This is a genomic window from Marinomonas alcarazii (assembly GCF_003208215.1).
Lineage (GTDB): Bacteria > Pseudomonadota > Gammaproteobacteria > Pseudomonadales > Marinomonadaceae > Marinomonas > Marinomonas alcarazii.
In genome coordinates this window covers 439,043-454,107 of record NZ_QKLW01000001.1, presented here as the reverse complement: position 1 = coordinate 454,107, position 15,065 = coordinate 439,043, and the positions used below count along the sequence as shown (strand labels likewise).

General features: G+C 44.4%; 12 protein-coding genes. 4 read left to right on the top strand and 8 right to left on the bottom strand.

Annotated features, from left to right (window positions below; all coding sequences use genetic code 11):
* The 4 genes from DFP75_RS01975 to DFP75_RS01960 all read left to right on the top strand — a co-directional run bounded on the left by DFP75_RS01975 (window position 1) and on the right by DFP75_RS01960 (window position 4,156).
* Window positions 1–882, top strand: a complete 882-nt coding sequence (locus tag DFP75_RS01975; RefSeq protein ID WP_110571821.1) for a carbohydrate ABC transporter permease — start codon at window positions 1–3, stop codon at window positions 880–882.
* The gene (locus DFP75_RS01970; RefSeq protein WP_110571820.1) at window positions 879–1,724 is read left to right on the top strand and encodes a carbohydrate ABC transporter permease; all 846 of its coding nucleotides are present in this window, start codon (window positions 879–881) and stop codon (window positions 1,722–1,724) included. The genes DFP75_RS01975 and DFP75_RS01970 overlap by 4 nt, the downstream gene beginning before the upstream one ends.
* A 78-nt stretch (window positions 1,725–1,802) precedes the next feature.
* Window positions 1,803–3,113 carry an extracellular solute-binding protein gene (locus DFP75_RS01965; RefSeq protein ID WP_110571819.1) on the top strand — a complete coding sequence of 437 codons (1,311 nt, stop codon included), beginning with the start codon at window positions 1,803–1,805 and terminating at the stop codon, window positions 3,111–3,113.
* A 59-nt stretch (window positions 3,114–3,172) separates the two neighbouring features.
* Entirely contained in the window at window positions 3,173–4,156 is a 984-nt protein-coding gene (locus tag DFP75_RS01960) for an aldose epimerase family protein (RefSeq protein ID WP_110571818.1), read from the top strand.
* A gap of 97 nt (window positions 4,157–4,253) precedes the next feature.
* Here DFP75_RS01960 and DFP75_RS01955 read toward each other — a convergent pair whose 3' ends face one another.
* The 8 genes from DFP75_RS01955 to DFP75_RS01920 all read right to left on the bottom strand — a co-directional run bounded on the left by DFP75_RS01955 (window position 4,254) and on the right by DFP75_RS01920 (window position 15,025).
* Complete coding sequence (locus tag DFP75_RS01955; protein WP_110571817.1) at window positions 4,254–5,336, bottom strand: ABC transporter substrate-binding protein; 1,083 nt, start codon at window positions 5,334–5,336, stop codon at window positions 4,254–4,256.
* 140 nt (window positions 5,337–5,476) lie between these two features.
* On the bottom strand, window positions 5,477–7,444 hold the full coding sequence (locus DFP75_RS01950; RefSeq protein ID WP_110572807.1) for a methyl-accepting chemotaxis protein: 1,968 nt from the start codon (window positions 7,442–7,444) through the stop codon (window positions 5,477–5,479).
* 409 nt (window positions 7,445–7,853) lie between these two features.
* Window positions 7,854–8,084, bottom strand: a complete 231-nt coding sequence (locus tag DFP75_RS01945; RefSeq protein WP_110571816.1) for a hypothetical protein — start codon at window positions 8,082–8,084, stop codon at window positions 7,854–7,856.
* A 73-nt stretch (window positions 8,085–8,157) separates the two neighbouring features.
* Window positions 8,158–8,934: an electron transfer flavoprotein subunit beta gene (etfB, locus tag DFP75_RS01940; RefSeq protein WP_110571815.1), complete on the bottom strand. Its 777-nt coding sequence runs from the start codon at window positions 8,932–8,934 to the stop codon at window positions 8,158–8,160.
* Window positions 8,924–10,222, bottom strand: a complete 1,299-nt coding sequence (gene etfA / locus DFP75_RS01935) for an electron transfer flavoprotein subunit alpha (RefSeq protein ID WP_110571814.1) — start codon at window positions 10,220–10,222, stop codon at window positions 8,924–8,926. Before etfA ends, etfB begins: the two co-directional genes overlap by 11 nt.
* Window positions 10,219–12,132, bottom strand: coding sequence for a (Fe-S)-binding protein (locus DFP75_RS01930; protein WP_110571813.1), 1,914 nt, complete (start codon window positions 12,130–12,132; stop codon window positions 10,219–10,221). Before DFP75_RS01930 ends, etfA begins: the two co-directional genes overlap by 4 nt.
* A gap of 182 nt (window positions 12,133–12,314) precedes the next feature.
* Window positions 12,315–14,381, bottom strand: coding sequence for a dimethylglycine demethylation protein DgcA (gene dgcA, locus DFP75_RS01925; protein ID WP_110571812.1), 2,067 nt, complete (start codon window positions 14,379–14,381; stop codon window positions 12,315–12,317).
* Window positions 14,382–14,479: 98 nt separating this feature from the next.
* On the bottom strand, window positions 14,480–15,025 hold the full coding sequence (locus tag DFP75_RS01920; RefSeq protein ID WP_110571811.1) for a DUF5943 domain-containing protein: 546 nt from the start codon (window positions 15,023–15,025) through the stop codon (window positions 14,480–14,482).
* Window positions 15,026–15,065 lie beyond the last annotated feature (40 nt).

Here is a 15,065-nt window from a genome sequence, read left to right as displayed (position 1 = left end):
ATGGCGGAAAGTTATCGTCGTTCCCGTTGGTCGAATGGCTTATTTGTCGTTCCCTATTTGAGTGTCTTTTTGACTTTGCTGGTGTTCCCTCTTGGTTGGGGGATCTGGCTATCCCTCAATAAAGTGGATTTATTTGGTGGTGAACGCTTCATAGGTTTAAAAAACTACGCCCGTGTATTAAGTGACCCCATTTTTGGGCAAGCGGTCAAAAACACGGTCATTTTTGTTGGGGTATCCGTACCTACTTTAGTCGTTTTGGGTTTGTTTCTGGCTCTGGCCTTAAACAAAACCACCAAAGGCTCATCTTTCTTACGCGGCGTATTTTTTGCGTCTTCCATCCTGTCTGTCACCATAGTAACGCTCATTTGGCGTATCGTTTTCATCCCTAACGATGGCTTAATGGCACTGATTTTTGAGTATTTCGGTTGGCAGCCAATCGGTTTCCTTTCAACCACTGGTTGGTCGTTATTTTCGGTTGGTGTTGCAACGGTTTGGTGGTGTATCGGTTTGCCGATGATGTTGTTCTTAGCAGCGTTACAGCAAATACCGAAAGACCTTTATGAGGCTGCCGCTCTCGACAATACGTCGCGCTGGCGAGTGCTAACCCGCATCACACTGCCATCGATTAAGTCGACCATTATGTTGGTTGCGATTATCCAAGTGGTCATGCAGTTCCAGTTATTTGGTCAGGCTCAATTAATGACTAACGGTGGCCCTGCAGGTTCGTCACGACCAATCGTTATGTACATATATGAAATTGGCTTCTTACGCTGGGATATTGGTATGGGTGCCGCAGCGTCACAAATTCTGTTCTTAATCATTCTTTGTGCCGCCATGTTGCAATATTGGGTCAGCACTCGTAAAGAGGAGACAGACGCATGAAAGCATTAAACTATTCGCCAGAGCATTTAACGTCGAACCGTAGATTGTTCTGGATAGCCGCTTTCCTCGGCTTAATAATGATGGCGCCGGTCGCGTGGATTATCGGTCTTTCATTGAAAGATAATGCGGAGCTGCTCAAAGGCACCGAAGCTGTCTTTTCGTTTCCCTATACCTTAGAGAACTATGCGAACATCTTAAAGTCATCCAGTGTTTTTGGCTGGTTTATGAATTCGGTGATAGTTGCGGTTGGACAAACATTTGGCGTGCTTCTACTCTCTTCTCTTGCGGGTTACGCTTTTGCGAGACTGGAATTTCCATTCCGTAAAACACTATTCATTATTGTGTTATTTGGTTTGGCTGTGCCTGAACAGGCGGTGATTATCGCTCGTCACCAGATGTTCAACTGGTTCGACCTCCACAATACGCACATCGGCTTGATATTGCCTAACTTGTCTTCGGCGTTTGGCGTTTTTCTGATGACGCAATTCTTTCGGGCAATCCCCAAAGAAATTGATGAAGCAGCCATGTTGGATAATACATCGACTTTTCGTATTTTCTGGAAAGTACTGCTACCGCTAACACTGCCAGCACAAGCAACGTTAGGGATATTTACTTTCTTGCAGGCTTGGAACGATTACTGGTGGCCGCTGATCTCTGCGACAAAGTCCGATATGTATACTCTCACCATAGGTATCGCATCATCACAAACAAACTTTGCGCAATCCGAAGGACTTGGTTTCTTAGGTGCACAGGCTATCTTTGCATCATTGCCAGTCGTGCTCGTCTATATTTTCTTTCAACGCCACATAGTCACTGCGGTATCAGGAGGAGCCGTAAAATAACGCGAATAAACATACTTGAGTAATAAAAATTGACACTGGGCTATACAACAACAATAAAAATGAACTAGGAGATAAATAATGAAAAAGTTACTTCTCGGGACAACAGCAGTTGGCTTATTAGCTCTCGCACCATTGGCGAACGCCAATACCACAATTGAACTGCAGCGCTTCTTTGGTGCCTGTGAAGCCGAATACGGCAAGGTCACTGACGTTTCTGCGGCGGTTGGCGAATGTGGCATCATCACCGCATTGGTGAATAAGTTTGAAGCCGACAATCCAGATATCGACGTAAATGTCACCACAGTGGAATGGCCTGGTTATGACCAGCTGAATGCTCAACTAGCGTCACGGTCGGCTCCTGATGTCGTTTCAATGCATTATTCTGCTATGTCCGACTACCAGTCTCGCGGCCTTTTAGTACCACTGGATAAGCTACTAAAAGATCAGAATATCAAACCATCAGATTTTACCAACGCGGCCATCTCCAGTGTCACTAAGGAAGGCAAAATTTATGCTTTACCATTCGATAACTGGACTATGCTATTTCACGTAAATAACAATCTGATGAAGAAAGCAGATCTAATGAAATCCAATGGTAAACCCGTTTTACCAAGCAGCAGCGATGAACTATTTGCCCAAGGCAAACAGTTTAAAGATGCAACTGGCAAACCTTACTTAGTGCAAATAACAGCGAATGAAACCGCCGCTTACGCTCGTATTTTCTACACGCTCATGATGCAGCAAAACAGCAAGTTTTTTGCCGATCCTAGCCGTATCGACTTAAGTGGAAAAGACGCCAAAGCAGCTCTAACCTTGATGAAAGACATCATGGATAAAGGCTTAAGTACAAAAAATATGGACTACCCTGCTGCGGTCGCTGGCTTTGCGAACGGCCAAGGCGGCATTGCCGTAAACGGCACTTGGTTAATTGGTTCTTATGATGCGCAATCAAAACAAGCCGATAACCCTCTATCAGATGGTTACAGTGTTTTCCCTGTGCCACAGTTCTTTAAACAAAAAGACGCCACTTATGCTGACGGCCATGGCTGGGTTGTTCCTCGCGGAAATCGTGATGAAGAAAAAATGGCAGCCATCGGAAAACTGTTTAAATTCCTATACGACAACGACTATGAGTGGGCTCGTACAGGCCATTTACCAACAGTAAAAGCCGTGATTGACAGTGATGAGTTTAAATCTCTGCCTCATCGTAGTGATATCGCAAAAGTCGCTAAAACCGGACAAGCTTTACCAGCTCAGGTTTTACGCCAATTTGCGATCCAAGACATTCTTGGCGAAGAATTAGGCTCTGCTATTAGTGGTAACAAATCGATAGACGATGCACTGGAAACAGCGCAATATCGTATTAACGACTTGTTAGAAAATATCTAATCGTCATCTGTCTACACTTTCGGGAGCTTCGGCTCCCTTTTATTTGAAAGGATACTTCCGTGAACGTAGCGCCAGATTTAAACCAAGTTCAATCTATCACGCTAAATAACGCGCAGCTTAAGGTGTCGATTCTGACATTGGGTGCGAGCATTCAATCTGTCTATCTTAAAGGCTACGAGCATTCTTTGGTTTTAGGCTCAACAAAAATAGCCGATTACCTTCAAGGGGCAAAATACTTTGGTGCTGTGGTTGGCCGAGTAGCAAACAGAACCAATAAAGGGCATGCCGTGATAGCTGGAAAAACCTATCAGCTGCCTCCTACCTTACCAGAAGCTCACCACCTTCATGGTGGCCCAGATGGAACTGGCAGTAAAAACTGGTCTATTATCGAGCAAAGTGACGACATGGTGCAGCTGCAAACGCAACTGGCTGACGGTGAAATGGGTTACCCAGGTAACATGATTGTGAATGTGTTTTATCGCCTGATCGATAGCGCATTGGAAATGGAAATTACCGCAACAACGGATCAGCTAACCATTTGTAATTTTGCCGGCCATAGCTATTTCAATCTTGATGGCAAAGGCTCCATCTTGGATCATCAACTTAGCATTCAAGCAGACCACTACTTACCAGTGGATGCTGAGTTAATTCCCACGGGCGAAGTCACACCAACTGCAGGCAGTGCCTTTGATTTTTTACAGTCCCGCACTATTGGCCGAGAGGATTACCCAGGACTGGATACCAATTTCTGCCTTTCTTTGGCCAGCCATCGTCCGTTACAAACCGTTGCCACACTTAAAGCCCCTATCACTGGGCTGACATTGCACTATCAAACAACCGAGCCAGGATTGCAGGTTTATGACGGTCGTCACATTCAGCTGAGTGCCGAATCAAATATCAACCAAGGCGCGCTATCGGCTTACGCAGGTCTCGCCCTTGAGGCACAACATTGGCCAGATGCCATTAACCAGTCACACTTCCCACCAATTTTACTTGCACCTGAAGACACTTATAGGCAAGTGACGCGTTACGCTTTCGAGTGACGGTTCAATTAAGCCAAGGCTCAAAATAAAAAAGGGGCTTTCTACCACTCATGTAGAAAGCCCCTTTTTCTTGCTCTAAGCAAGTATCAGATCGATTTTACAACGCCAAAGTAAAGGTTCCTTTTGGCGTTACAGGAAGGTATTTTTTGTAGAAGTCTAAATACGATTGTTCTGGATCCAAATCAGCGAACAAATCTGGGTACATCGCCTTAGCATAGAACTCAATCATAGCCGCATCGAAAATAGTACGACATGCACCATGATAAGCCGCATATAAACGATTATTTTTAACCGCATTAATAGATGACCAACCTAAACGATTTTTATAGCCTTCTAAACGCTTGTGGGCTTCTGCTCTATCAACACCTTGCCCCATGATCATTGAATCAGACCCTTTGCCTGTTTCATAACCCGTAATAACGATAACATCAGGGTTTGAAGCAATTACTTGTTCTGGGTTCAATTTACCCCACCACTCAACAAATGGCGCAGAAATATTGTCGCCACCCGCCATAGTCGAAATAGCACCCCACATGTTTTTACCAAAGGTAAAACCAAGCTCTTGCACACCAGAAGCACCAAACTCTGTATACACCTTAGGCTCTGGTAAATTCGCTTCAGCAAGACGCTTACTAATCATGTCTGCAGTATTTTTATAATCCGTAGCAATCTGGTTTGCGCGCTCTTCTTGGCCTGTAATCACACCAATCAGTTCTGTACTTTTAATATGGCGCTCTAATGTCTGAGCATTGTAATCCACGACAACAATTTTAATACCCGCACTTTCAAGACGCTCGATATCTGTTGCTAAGCCTTTGTACTGCCAGTCAGCCAACATCACAACATCTGGGTTCAAGCTAATAACTTTCTCAACAGAAAAGGTTTGTGTGTCCACACGACCAATCTCTGGGATATCGTCTAATGATGGACGGTGCTCGACGTACATTTCCCAGTTGCTAGTGCGCGCCTGCCAAATGTATTTAGACATGCCAACGACTTTGTCAAAAGCTGCCTCTGTACCGATTGCCATGTAATCTTCAGGATAAAATCCCACAATAACTCGCTGCGCTGGCGCATCAAATGTTACATCACGACCCAAGACATCTTTTACCGTCACTTCAGCAGCCCACACTGAGCCAATAGAAAACGTTAAAAAAAGCATTATGAACGACTTAATCATGCTAGTACCTAAATCAGTAAATTTAATCGCATATGATAATCGTTATTATCTTTTTTTCAAATGAAATTTGAAGAGTACAGAAATAAAAAAGGGCCATTTTGTATGGCCCTTTGATTTACATTTTTAGTGATAAATGATGTCTACTCCGTACGGAAACGAACCACCATCACGTGTAACTGTTTACTCAATTCATCTTGCTTGCGACACAGTTCAGCAACGTCACCAGATATATCCGATACTCTGTGCGCAGACTCACTGATTGAATTAATGTTTTCATTAACCCCTTCGGTTACTGCACGCTGCTCTTCTGCAGAAGCCGCGGTCTGCATCGTCATATCACGCATTTGTTTAACCACTTCTTCAATCTGCTCGAACGATACGAGTGCTTGGTCAGATAAATTAATCGCATTTTCTGATTCCGTTACACTTATCATCATAGAATCTGACGCTTGTTTCGTTCTGTTCGCAAGAAGCCCCAAAATATTGCTAATCTGTTCGGTCGACTCTTGGGTACGCCCAGCAAGGGTTCGCACTTCGTCGGCGACAACAGCAAAACCCCGGCCTTGTTCACCGGCACGCGCCGCTTCTATTGCGGCATTTAATGCCAACAAATTAGTTTGCTCTGCGATACCTTGAATCGTTGACAGAATCTGATTGATATTCGTGGTCTCTTTTTGCAGTTCCGTAATAATCTGATTCGACTCTTTTAAGCGAGTACCTAAACGATTCACCCCTTCAGCACTGCTTTTTAGTAAATTCTTACCTGCTATCGTCGTTTCCAAGCCTTTCTCAGAGAATTGAGCTGAATTGGCGCAGCTTTCAGCCGCTTCATTCGACGCTATCAACATCTGCTGACCAGCTTCGGCAATCAACTCTATGGACTGCAGTTGCGTTGTCGCAGACTGAGCCACTTCACTCGCTTTCGCTGAGGTTTCAGCGGCGATTTTATCAATTTGAATACTGGACTTCTTAATACCGACTATAAGTTTTCGAGTCGTTTCGATAAATTGATTAAACCAATTAGATAAAGTACCTGTCTCATCATTGGTGTTGATCGAAATTTGAGAAGTTAAATCCCCCTCGCCTTCAGCAAGAATTTGCAAATGTTTCGAAACAGACTCAATTGGCGTGATCAAACCTTTCGCCATTAAGAATGCAACCACACCAAATACAATCAAAAGCAACACGCAGACGATCGTCGTGGTTTTAATCATTTCAACCGTGCTTGAATAAATTTCTGCAGCAGGCATTAAACCTACAAACTTCCAGTCTAAATTTGGGGAAGTATAAACATTGGCATAATAGTCTCTTCCATCTAGCTCGAAATTAACGACGCCATCAGATGTATTGGCAATGGCTTGATAAGCCTCACCGTCTAGCTCGGTAATTTTCTTAAAATTATTCTCAGCATGAAGGGCATCGACCAAAATAGTTCCAGTGTTTTCGATTACCATAAGGCTACCGGAATTGCCCAGTTTCGTTCTATTCGCCATTTCAGTTAATGTCTTTATAGACACATCAACAGCGACAACACCACCAATATTATTGCCTTTGTTATAAGTACGTACCGCTGATACATACACAGCATCATCAGGTTCCCAATAATAGGCGTCTCGAAGTGCCACTTGATTAGGCGTTTCTAGGGCTCTTGAATACCAAGCGCGTTTTTTTGGATGCCATTCTGCATATTCATAAGTCCCTGGCCACTCCATGTAACCATCGCCAACATCACCAGTGTAAACGTATACATAGTTAGGATTATTTTTGCCTATCGCCTCAAACAAGTTAAAAACCTCAGCCTCTCGACCGCCATTTTGCGCAGCAATCTTGCTTGGCGCTTTGCCCTGTTTATCATGATAAGTTGTTAAAGGTTCTGCATTTGGATCTGTTATCGCATCACTTTCAGCAATAAAAGCAACAACGTATTTAATATCGGTAAGAAATTGATCAAAGGTGTCTTCTACAGCTCCTATAGTTTGTCCACTATTTTTCGTAAAGCCTTTTAGCGCTTGATCAGAAGCAAGAAAGCCAGTTATTGCACTAACCACTAAAACAGGCAATAAAGTAGCAACAGAAAAAGCAATCAATAGCTTGGTTTTTATCTTCATAAACGTCATCCAAATATTCTATTCACCAATATTAAGGCTCTGAAAGGGCTTACGATAAGTCCACAGAGAACTCATTCAATATGAGAAATACCTTTTAAAAGAATCTAATTTTGATACTTCATATCGCTTGATTAGCTAGTTAGTAGAAATCAGTACTTCCTTACTTTTCCTTCACTCCCTCAATTTACTAAAAAATACTTTATCAACAACATTTAGAGTAGTTTAAATATGCTAATTTATGTATCTAAAAAGCACATAAAGCTGTAAAAAAATACAATCAGATAAACAGATTATATTTCACAGGAAGTGTAAGGATTTTAGAGAGGAAATATCTAAAGGAAAACGTACTTATAAAGCAGCCTTAGTAGCATTGCATTGGTGCTTTATAAGTATCGTAAATTGATGCAGATTAACTAAATGCAGCTATGACACTATATACTTCAGGTAGTACCGTCGTGTTTTCTTTTTGCATTGATAAGCAAAGGTCTTTAATGAAAGGCGTCTGTTCAGGATACTGCTGCAACCAAGACAAAACGGCTTCCTGCACTTCAGGCAAACTTTGCTCTAAAGTAACAGGCGCCCCAAGGGCTATCAGCTTTTCCTTGAAGTCGACTTCATCAATTAAGTCTACAATCATCATAACGCATACCTATATACAAAATGCTTGTTCAGTTAAGCAACAATGGACTAACAGCTTATACCTAAACAGTGGTCTAGCGCACCACTTTTTCTTCTAATAATAAGTCGAATATAGCTTGGGCCTTTTCAGCTGCCGTTTCATTTTTCATGACTTTGCCACCACCGCCAACAGGTTTCGCCGTTGCGGCCTTCATTCGGTCAGCTGCAGTTTTGGCTTTCACTACTTTCAAACGCTTAGGGCGAGGCTTGGCAGCGCTAATTTGCCACGTTGCCATAGCCTCATCCTTCACACTGTTAACATCCAATACTTTAAAATCTGCCCTTAGTCCTGGCCCGAAAGCCGTTTGACGCGCTTCAGCAGCGGCATTATCAACTGTAGCAATAAAAGGCAGGCTGACAATAACCGAACGCCTCTGACCACGAGGTAAAGCCAACAGAACTTCTGCAGCACCCTGTTTTATTGTCAAAATTTCTGCAACGCGAGGCACTAATGGCCAGCCGAGTTGTTCAGCCAATAAATAGGGCAACATACCAGAAGACTCGCCACTTTCGGCACGAACTCCCGTTAGTACTACTTGTGCTTTACTGCTTTTCAAGAAATCAACCAAGATTGGCAAGGCATCGCCATCAGCCGGTTGCGGTAAGACTGTCAACGAATCTAACCCCATACCTGCATATTGACGCAGCACGGGTTCTTGAGCATCACCAGCGTGAACAACTGTTAAAGACTTTTTCGACAGTTTCAAACCTAGCTCAACAGCTCTACCATCTTGCTCAGCACGACGTGATCGACCTGACTGAGGGTGACGACCAATAGAAACCAAAGAAACCACATTAACTTTAGGCGGCATCACTCTTCTCCTGTTCCTTTGATGAATAATGTTCTTGAGCAAGTTTCATCAGTGCTTCCAAAACAGCCTCACTGTCTTCAATAACAGCTAAGTCGGCACGCTTCACCATGTCACAGCCCGCATCGGTATTAATCGCAACCACCTTGTCACACTGCCCAATACCTTGCATATGCTGAATCGCACCAGAAATACCAACAGCCAGATAAACACGTGCCGTAACCCAAGTTCCAGATGCCCCAACTTGGCGAGAACGAGGCATAAAGCCATCGTCTACTGCTACACGACTTGCGCCTTCAGTAGCACGTAGTGCCGCCGCGACCGCATGGAATTGATCCCAATTATGGATACCATTACCAGCCGATAAGATAAACTCAGCTTCCGCTAAAGGCACAGCGTTAGAATCGACTTCAATTTGCCCCTGATCAATCAAGCGATAATTGTCACCGGTATCGACGCTATTAACATCAAATTCTAGATCCAGTACTTGATGTCGAGTATCTTCAATGGCATTGGCACACTCTTCCATCAGCATCAAAATACGTGGTGTTTCTCTACTAATATCACAGCTTCCAGACGCGCCACGACTTACTGTACTGGTTGCCGTAACTTGCCAAGCTTGCGTTGCTGGACGCTCTCCCAAACGCGATGCTAAACGGCACGCTAAATCAGTGCCACCATGGATACTATCGGGGAACAACCAGTTCTCTGGTTTATATTGAGCTTCTATTTGCATCAAAGCAGATAATCTTGCCTCTGGCGCAAAGCCTTCAAACTCTTGGCCTGTAATATGAAGCAGACGATCGACACCCGCTAAATCAAACTGGGTTTCTTTACTTTCACCAAAACACACTAGTACAACGGCAATATTGCCTTTGTCAGCGGCTTTATTTTCAGCCACAAGTTGATGTGCCAACCCAAGAATGTCTTTGTCATGGCTGGTCAGACGACCGCCAATCATATCGGCTACCACCATAATGTAACCGTCTGGATTATCAACAACATGCAATGGCAGCTGAACTTCTTTCGCTTCGCCAGCGCGTTTTTTACTATTAAGACCAGCAGCTGACAAGTTAGCCCTGTCGATACGCTTGATCCCATTTGGGCCAATAAAGCCAATGACGTGAGGATTTTTACGCAATAGCCCTGTTGGACCACGCACTTCGCCTTGTCCTGCCGATACCACACTGCTATGCAATGGGTGCAAACGGTTACGGGCAATCCATTCAGTTCTTGGATCACGTCTTAGAAGACCGCTTGAAGTCGCCTCAGTTGAGGGAAATTCGCTCATGAGTTCACCTCCTCAGAAAGTTGACTAACAAGAATTTCAGCAATATCTTTTACAACAGGTCTTGGTTCTACAACACCTTCAAGCATAGCAGTACATTGCTGACAACCCACGGCAACCATTTCGGCACCAGTGCTAACCACATCTTCCATACGCATATCTGCAATACGGCGTTCGCCAGGAATATCCGTAATCGGAGCGCCACCGCCACCGCCACAACAACGAGAGCGGTAACCAGAACGTTCCATTTCAGCAACATCAATACCTAAGCTAGCCAACAATTCACGCGGTGCGTCATATTCACCATTGTAGCGGCCCAAATAACACGGATCATGATAAGTAACCTTGCCACCTTTAAAAGTATCTAGCTGTAAACGGCCCTCTTTCACCAAACGATTCAAGAAGGTCGTGTGGTGCAATACTTCAACGCCTTTAAGGGCATCAGAACCAAAGTCACCGTATTCATTTTTCAAGCAATGAAATGCATGCGGGTCTGTCGTTACGATTGTTTTAAAGCTGTATTTCGACAACGTCGCCAAGTTACGCTTCGCTAAACTTTGGAAAGCCGCATCGTCACCTAATCGACGAGCAACATCACCGCTGTCTAGCTCTTCATCACCCAAGATCGCAACGTCAATATTTGCTGCTTTCATTAGTTTCACAAACGCACGTAAAATTCGCTGACTGCGCATATCAAAGGCACCATCAGACACCCAGAACAACACATCCGCTTGCTTCACATCTTTCATCAAATTCAGGTTTTGGTCTGCCGCCCAGTGAGTTCGGCTCGCTGGCGAGTAACCATTCGGGTTATCTGTAGCGATAATGTTTTCCAGAACTTGAGCACCTTTGTTTGGTGTCTCGCCCTTTTCTAGGGTCAAGAAACGACGCATATCAACAATGGCGTCCACATGTTCGATCATCATCGGGCACTCTTCTACGCAAGCACGACATGTCGTACATGACCAAAGCGTATCTGAGCTGATCAAACCATTAGTGATAATCTGGTCCGGTGCACCTTTCGCGTTACCAACGTCCACACCAGGGTAAGGACTACCTGCATACTTTGCATCCGTACCACCAGCAAAACCTACCACCATGTCTTGAATAAGTTTCTTGGGATTCAATGGCTGACCTGCTGCGAATGCTGGGCAAACCGCTTCACAACGACCGCACTGTACACAAGCATCAAAACCTAATAATTGGTTCCATTTGAAATCCGTAGGTTTCGCAACGCCATGGGATGCCTCACCTAAAACAGCCGGTTTCAAGCCAGTGGAACGGCCACCACCAAAGCGTTCTGGACGACGGTGAAAAGCAAGATGCAAAGCCCCTGCAAAAGCGTGCTTCATTGGCCCGCCCCACGTCATGCCAAACAGCATTTCACTTAGGCTCATTAAAATAAGAACAGACAATACAAGCGTAAGTACCCAACCACCCGTTCCTTCAGGAAGAATTCCTGCAGCAGGTAAAGTCAGTACAAAAAAGGTGATAGAAAAAGTCAGTAGGCTTTTCGGCAAGCGCATCCACGGACCTTTAGAAAGGCGCGATGGCGGGTTCATGCGGCGCTTATAAACAAACAAAGCACCACAAAACATCAATACCAAAGCCGCTAGTAGCGCCCAAGCAAGAATTTCGCTCTTAACGCCAAATAGGTGAACAAACAGTACTAGCACCATGGCTAAGACGAAACCACCACCCGTTGCAACGTGTGTACGAGACATGTATTTATCCCGTTCTACAACATGGTGAAGGTCATGCAAATAGCGTTTTGGCATCGCCAGCAAACCAGCCAGAATATTGACTTTTTCAGCCTGTCCTGCGCGCCATAAATTCATGCGGCGGATAGCACCAATCCCCGCTAGCACAAGAAGAAAACCAATCAAAGTTGGAGGTAACCAATCAAGAATCATGATGAGTCCTCATCATTATAAATACAGAAGGCACATACAGTATTTACTCATATATGCATTAGCGATTTAACGAACCCAGTAAAGACAAGGCAAAAATGAACAAGAAAGCTCAGCTAGTAACAATAAAAGAGCATTTCGAGTTCATTTTTAACCAGGTATTTACGAGCGCAGTAATCGCTCCCCTACAAGTCTTTGCAAAGGCGAAGAGCATCATACATAGCAGCATGAACGTTACGCTGAGAGACACAGTCTCCGAGACGCCACAAGATCATGCCCTCATCTGATCCACCTTCAAGCACTGGCTGAGGCTTAATATCAAACAAAGCTTCGTTATCAATTTGGCCTTTATTACGAGAACTTGATTTTAGTGCGTAGTACAACTCTTCGTTTGGACGCGTACCGTTCTCAATCACGACTTGATCAACCACACGTTCTTCTTTCTGTGCAGTGTACTCATTTTCAAGCACAGCCACTAAGCTGTTGCCTTCACGATATACTTTGTCTAACAGCATATCGGACGTCATGATAACTTCACGCTCGTACAAAGAACGGTAGTAAGTTGGGAACGTCGTACCGCCAACACCAACACCAGGTTTAATATCGTCAGTCACCAATTCAACCAAAGAGCCTTTAGACGCCAAATAATCGGCTGCAGACATACCTGAGAATTCACAAATAGTGTCGTATACCAAGACATTTTTGCCTGGTTCAACCGCACCACTCAGAATATCCCAAGAAGAAACAACCAAACCTTCAGCAGCGCCCCACTCTTCATTCTGTTCGATAAATGGACGACCACCAGTCGCCAAGATACATACATCTGGGTTCAACTCTTTAACCATGGCTTCATCCGCTGACGTATTTAAACGTACGTCAACGCCTAGGCGCTCCACTTCCATCACTAACCAACGAGTAATACCCGCAATTTGATCACGCTGAGGCGCTTTGGCCGCATAGACTAACTGACCACCTAGCTCACTTGCTTTCTCAAGCAAAGTCACTTTATGACCACGTTCCGCTGCAACACGTGCCGCTTCAAGACCGCCAGGGCCGCCACCGACAACGAGCACATTACGAATGACACCCGTTGTTTTTTCGATAACATGTGGCAAGCCCATGTACTCACGAGATGTTGCCGCATTCTGGATACACAACACGTCCAAACCTTGGTACTGACGGTCGATACAGTAGTTTGCACCCACACACTGACGAATCTGATCAACCTGATCCATCTTGATTTTGGCAATAAAGTGCGGATCAGCAATATGAGCACGAGTCATACCAACAAAATCGACATAACCTGCTTCAAGAATACGCTTCGCTTGGTTCGGATCTTTGATATTTTGCGCATGGATTACTGGAACATTAACGACTTCTTTGATGCCAGCAGCCAAATATAAAAACGGCTCAGGCGGATAGCTCATATTTGGAATAACGTTGGCCAAAGTATTGTGAGTATCACAACCAGAACCAACCACACCAAAGTAATCCACCATGCCTGTCGCATCGTAGTATTGGGCAATTTTCTTCATTTCTTCATGGCCCAAGCCATCAGGATGGAACTCATCACCCGTGATACGCATACCAACGACAAAGTCAGGACCCACTTCAGCACGAACAGCTTTAAGCACTTCCATGCCAAACTTCATACGGCCTTCAAACGTTCCGCCCCATTCATCGGTACGCTTGTTTACACGTGGCGACCAAAATTGGTCAATCATGTGTTGGTGAACAGCAGACAGTTCTACACCATCCAATCCACCTTCTTTGGCACGGCGAGCTGCTTGAGCAAAATCACCGATAACACGCCACATTTCTTCAACTTCAATGGTTTTACAAGTTGCACGGTGAACTGGTTCACGAATACCAGAAGGAGACATTAGGTTAGGCCAGTTTTCACCATCCCAGCGAGAACGACGACCCATGTGAGAAATCTGGATCATAATCTTGCCACCATGCTTATGAACCGCATCAGCAAGATTTTGGAAATGAGGAATGATGCGATCTGTCGAAAGATTGACCGAACTCCACCAGCTTTGCGGGCTGTCAATAGACACCACACTAGAACCACCACATATACACAGACCACAGCCACCTTTGGCTTTTTCTTCGTAATATTTCACGTAACGGTCTGTTGTCATGCCGCCATCAGTAGCATATACCTCAGCATGAGCCGTACTGACAATACGATTGCGGATGGTTAATTTATTAATATTTAGTGGTTCGAACAACGCATCATACTGGGACATAACATCCTGCCTTCTTGAAAACGACGTGTAACTTTTACTGATTACGATCACCACCTGCCCGTGGCAATCGCATCTTCGTGGTTTAGGTTAAAAAGATTCTAAAGTGGCGACACTTGGAAATACCCAACATCACAGCCTTCTTCTGCTGCGCTTTGAGTCTGAATCGCCTTGGTGCGAACCGCCAATCCATTGCTTTCTGCTATTTGATCTAGCGCCCCAGCAAACCAACCTGTGAACATGTAATCCACTTTACGATTCACTTTTTTACCGTGAATTTTTTCGTAGTGATAAACAAAAGCGGAATTCTCTAAACGCACTTTCGCAGTGCCTTTTTCAATATCCAATTCTTCTGTAATAAAGAAGCCCCAACCACGTTGCGACAAACGTCTCAAGTAGTGGTGCCAGATCTCTTCGCCATAAATACCGTGGCAAGCTGATTCCTGCTCACACCAGTAATAAGCTGACTTATAACCCGCCTTATAAAGAATCTCAGCGTAACGTTCTTCGCCGATCTCATCTTCGATTCCCATGTGGTTGTTCACAAAAAAGTGGCGAGGTACATACAACATTGGAAGTGCATCTGTACTCCAAACTCCGGTTTCGCTATCAACTTCTATAGGCATCTCTGGTGCATGAACAGTCATATCTAATTCCTTAAATTCTTTGTGTTATAACCAAACCCTG

What these genes read in the sequence shown, in the direction of transcription:
- DFP75_RS01975 (WP_110571821.1), top strand. Translation starts at nt 1, where the DNA reads ATGGCGGAAAGTTATCGTCGTTCCCGTTGGTCGAATGGCTTATTTGTC.
- DFP75_RS01970 (WP_110571820.1), top strand. Translation starts at nt 879, where the DNA reads ATGAAAGCATTAAACTATTCGCCAGAGCATTTAACGTCGAACCGTAGA.
- DFP75_RS01965 (WP_110571819.1), top strand. Translation starts at nt 1,803, where the DNA reads ATGAAAAAGTTACTTCTCGGGACAACAGCAGTTGGCTTATTAGCTCTC.
- DFP75_RS01955 (WP_110571817.1), bottom strand. Translation starts at nt 5,336, where the DNA reads ATGATTAAGTCGTTCATAATGCTTTTTTTAACGTTTTCTATTGGCTCA.
- DFP75_RS01950 (WP_110572807.1), bottom strand. Translation starts at nt 7,444, where the DNA reads ATGAAGATAAAAACCAAGCTATTGATTGCTTTTTCTGTTGCTACTTTA.
- DFP75_RS01945 (WP_110571816.1), bottom strand. Translation starts at nt 8,084, where the DNA reads ATGATGATTGTAGACTTAATTGATGAAGTCGACTTCAAGGAAAAGCTG.
- etfB (WP_110571815.1), bottom strand. Translation starts at nt 8,934, where the DNA reads ATGCCGCCTAAAGTTAATGTGGTTTCTTTGGTTTCTATTGGTCGTCAC.
- etfA (WP_110571814.1), bottom strand. Translation starts at nt 10,222, where the DNA reads ATGAGCGAATTTCCCTCAACTGAGGCGACTTCAAGCGGTCTTCTAAGA.
- DFP75_RS01930 (WP_110571813.1), bottom strand. Translation starts at nt 12,132, where the DNA reads ATGATTCTTGATTGGTTACCTCCAACTTTGATTGGTTTTCTTCTTGTG.
- dgcA (WP_110571812.1), bottom strand. Translation starts at nt 14,381, where the DNA reads ATGTCCCAGTATGATGCGTTGTTCGAACCACTAAATATTAATAAATTA.
- DFP75_RS01920 (WP_110571811.1), bottom strand. Translation starts at nt 15,025, where the DNA reads ATGACTGTTCATGCACCAGAGATGCCTATAGAAGTTGATAGCGAAACC.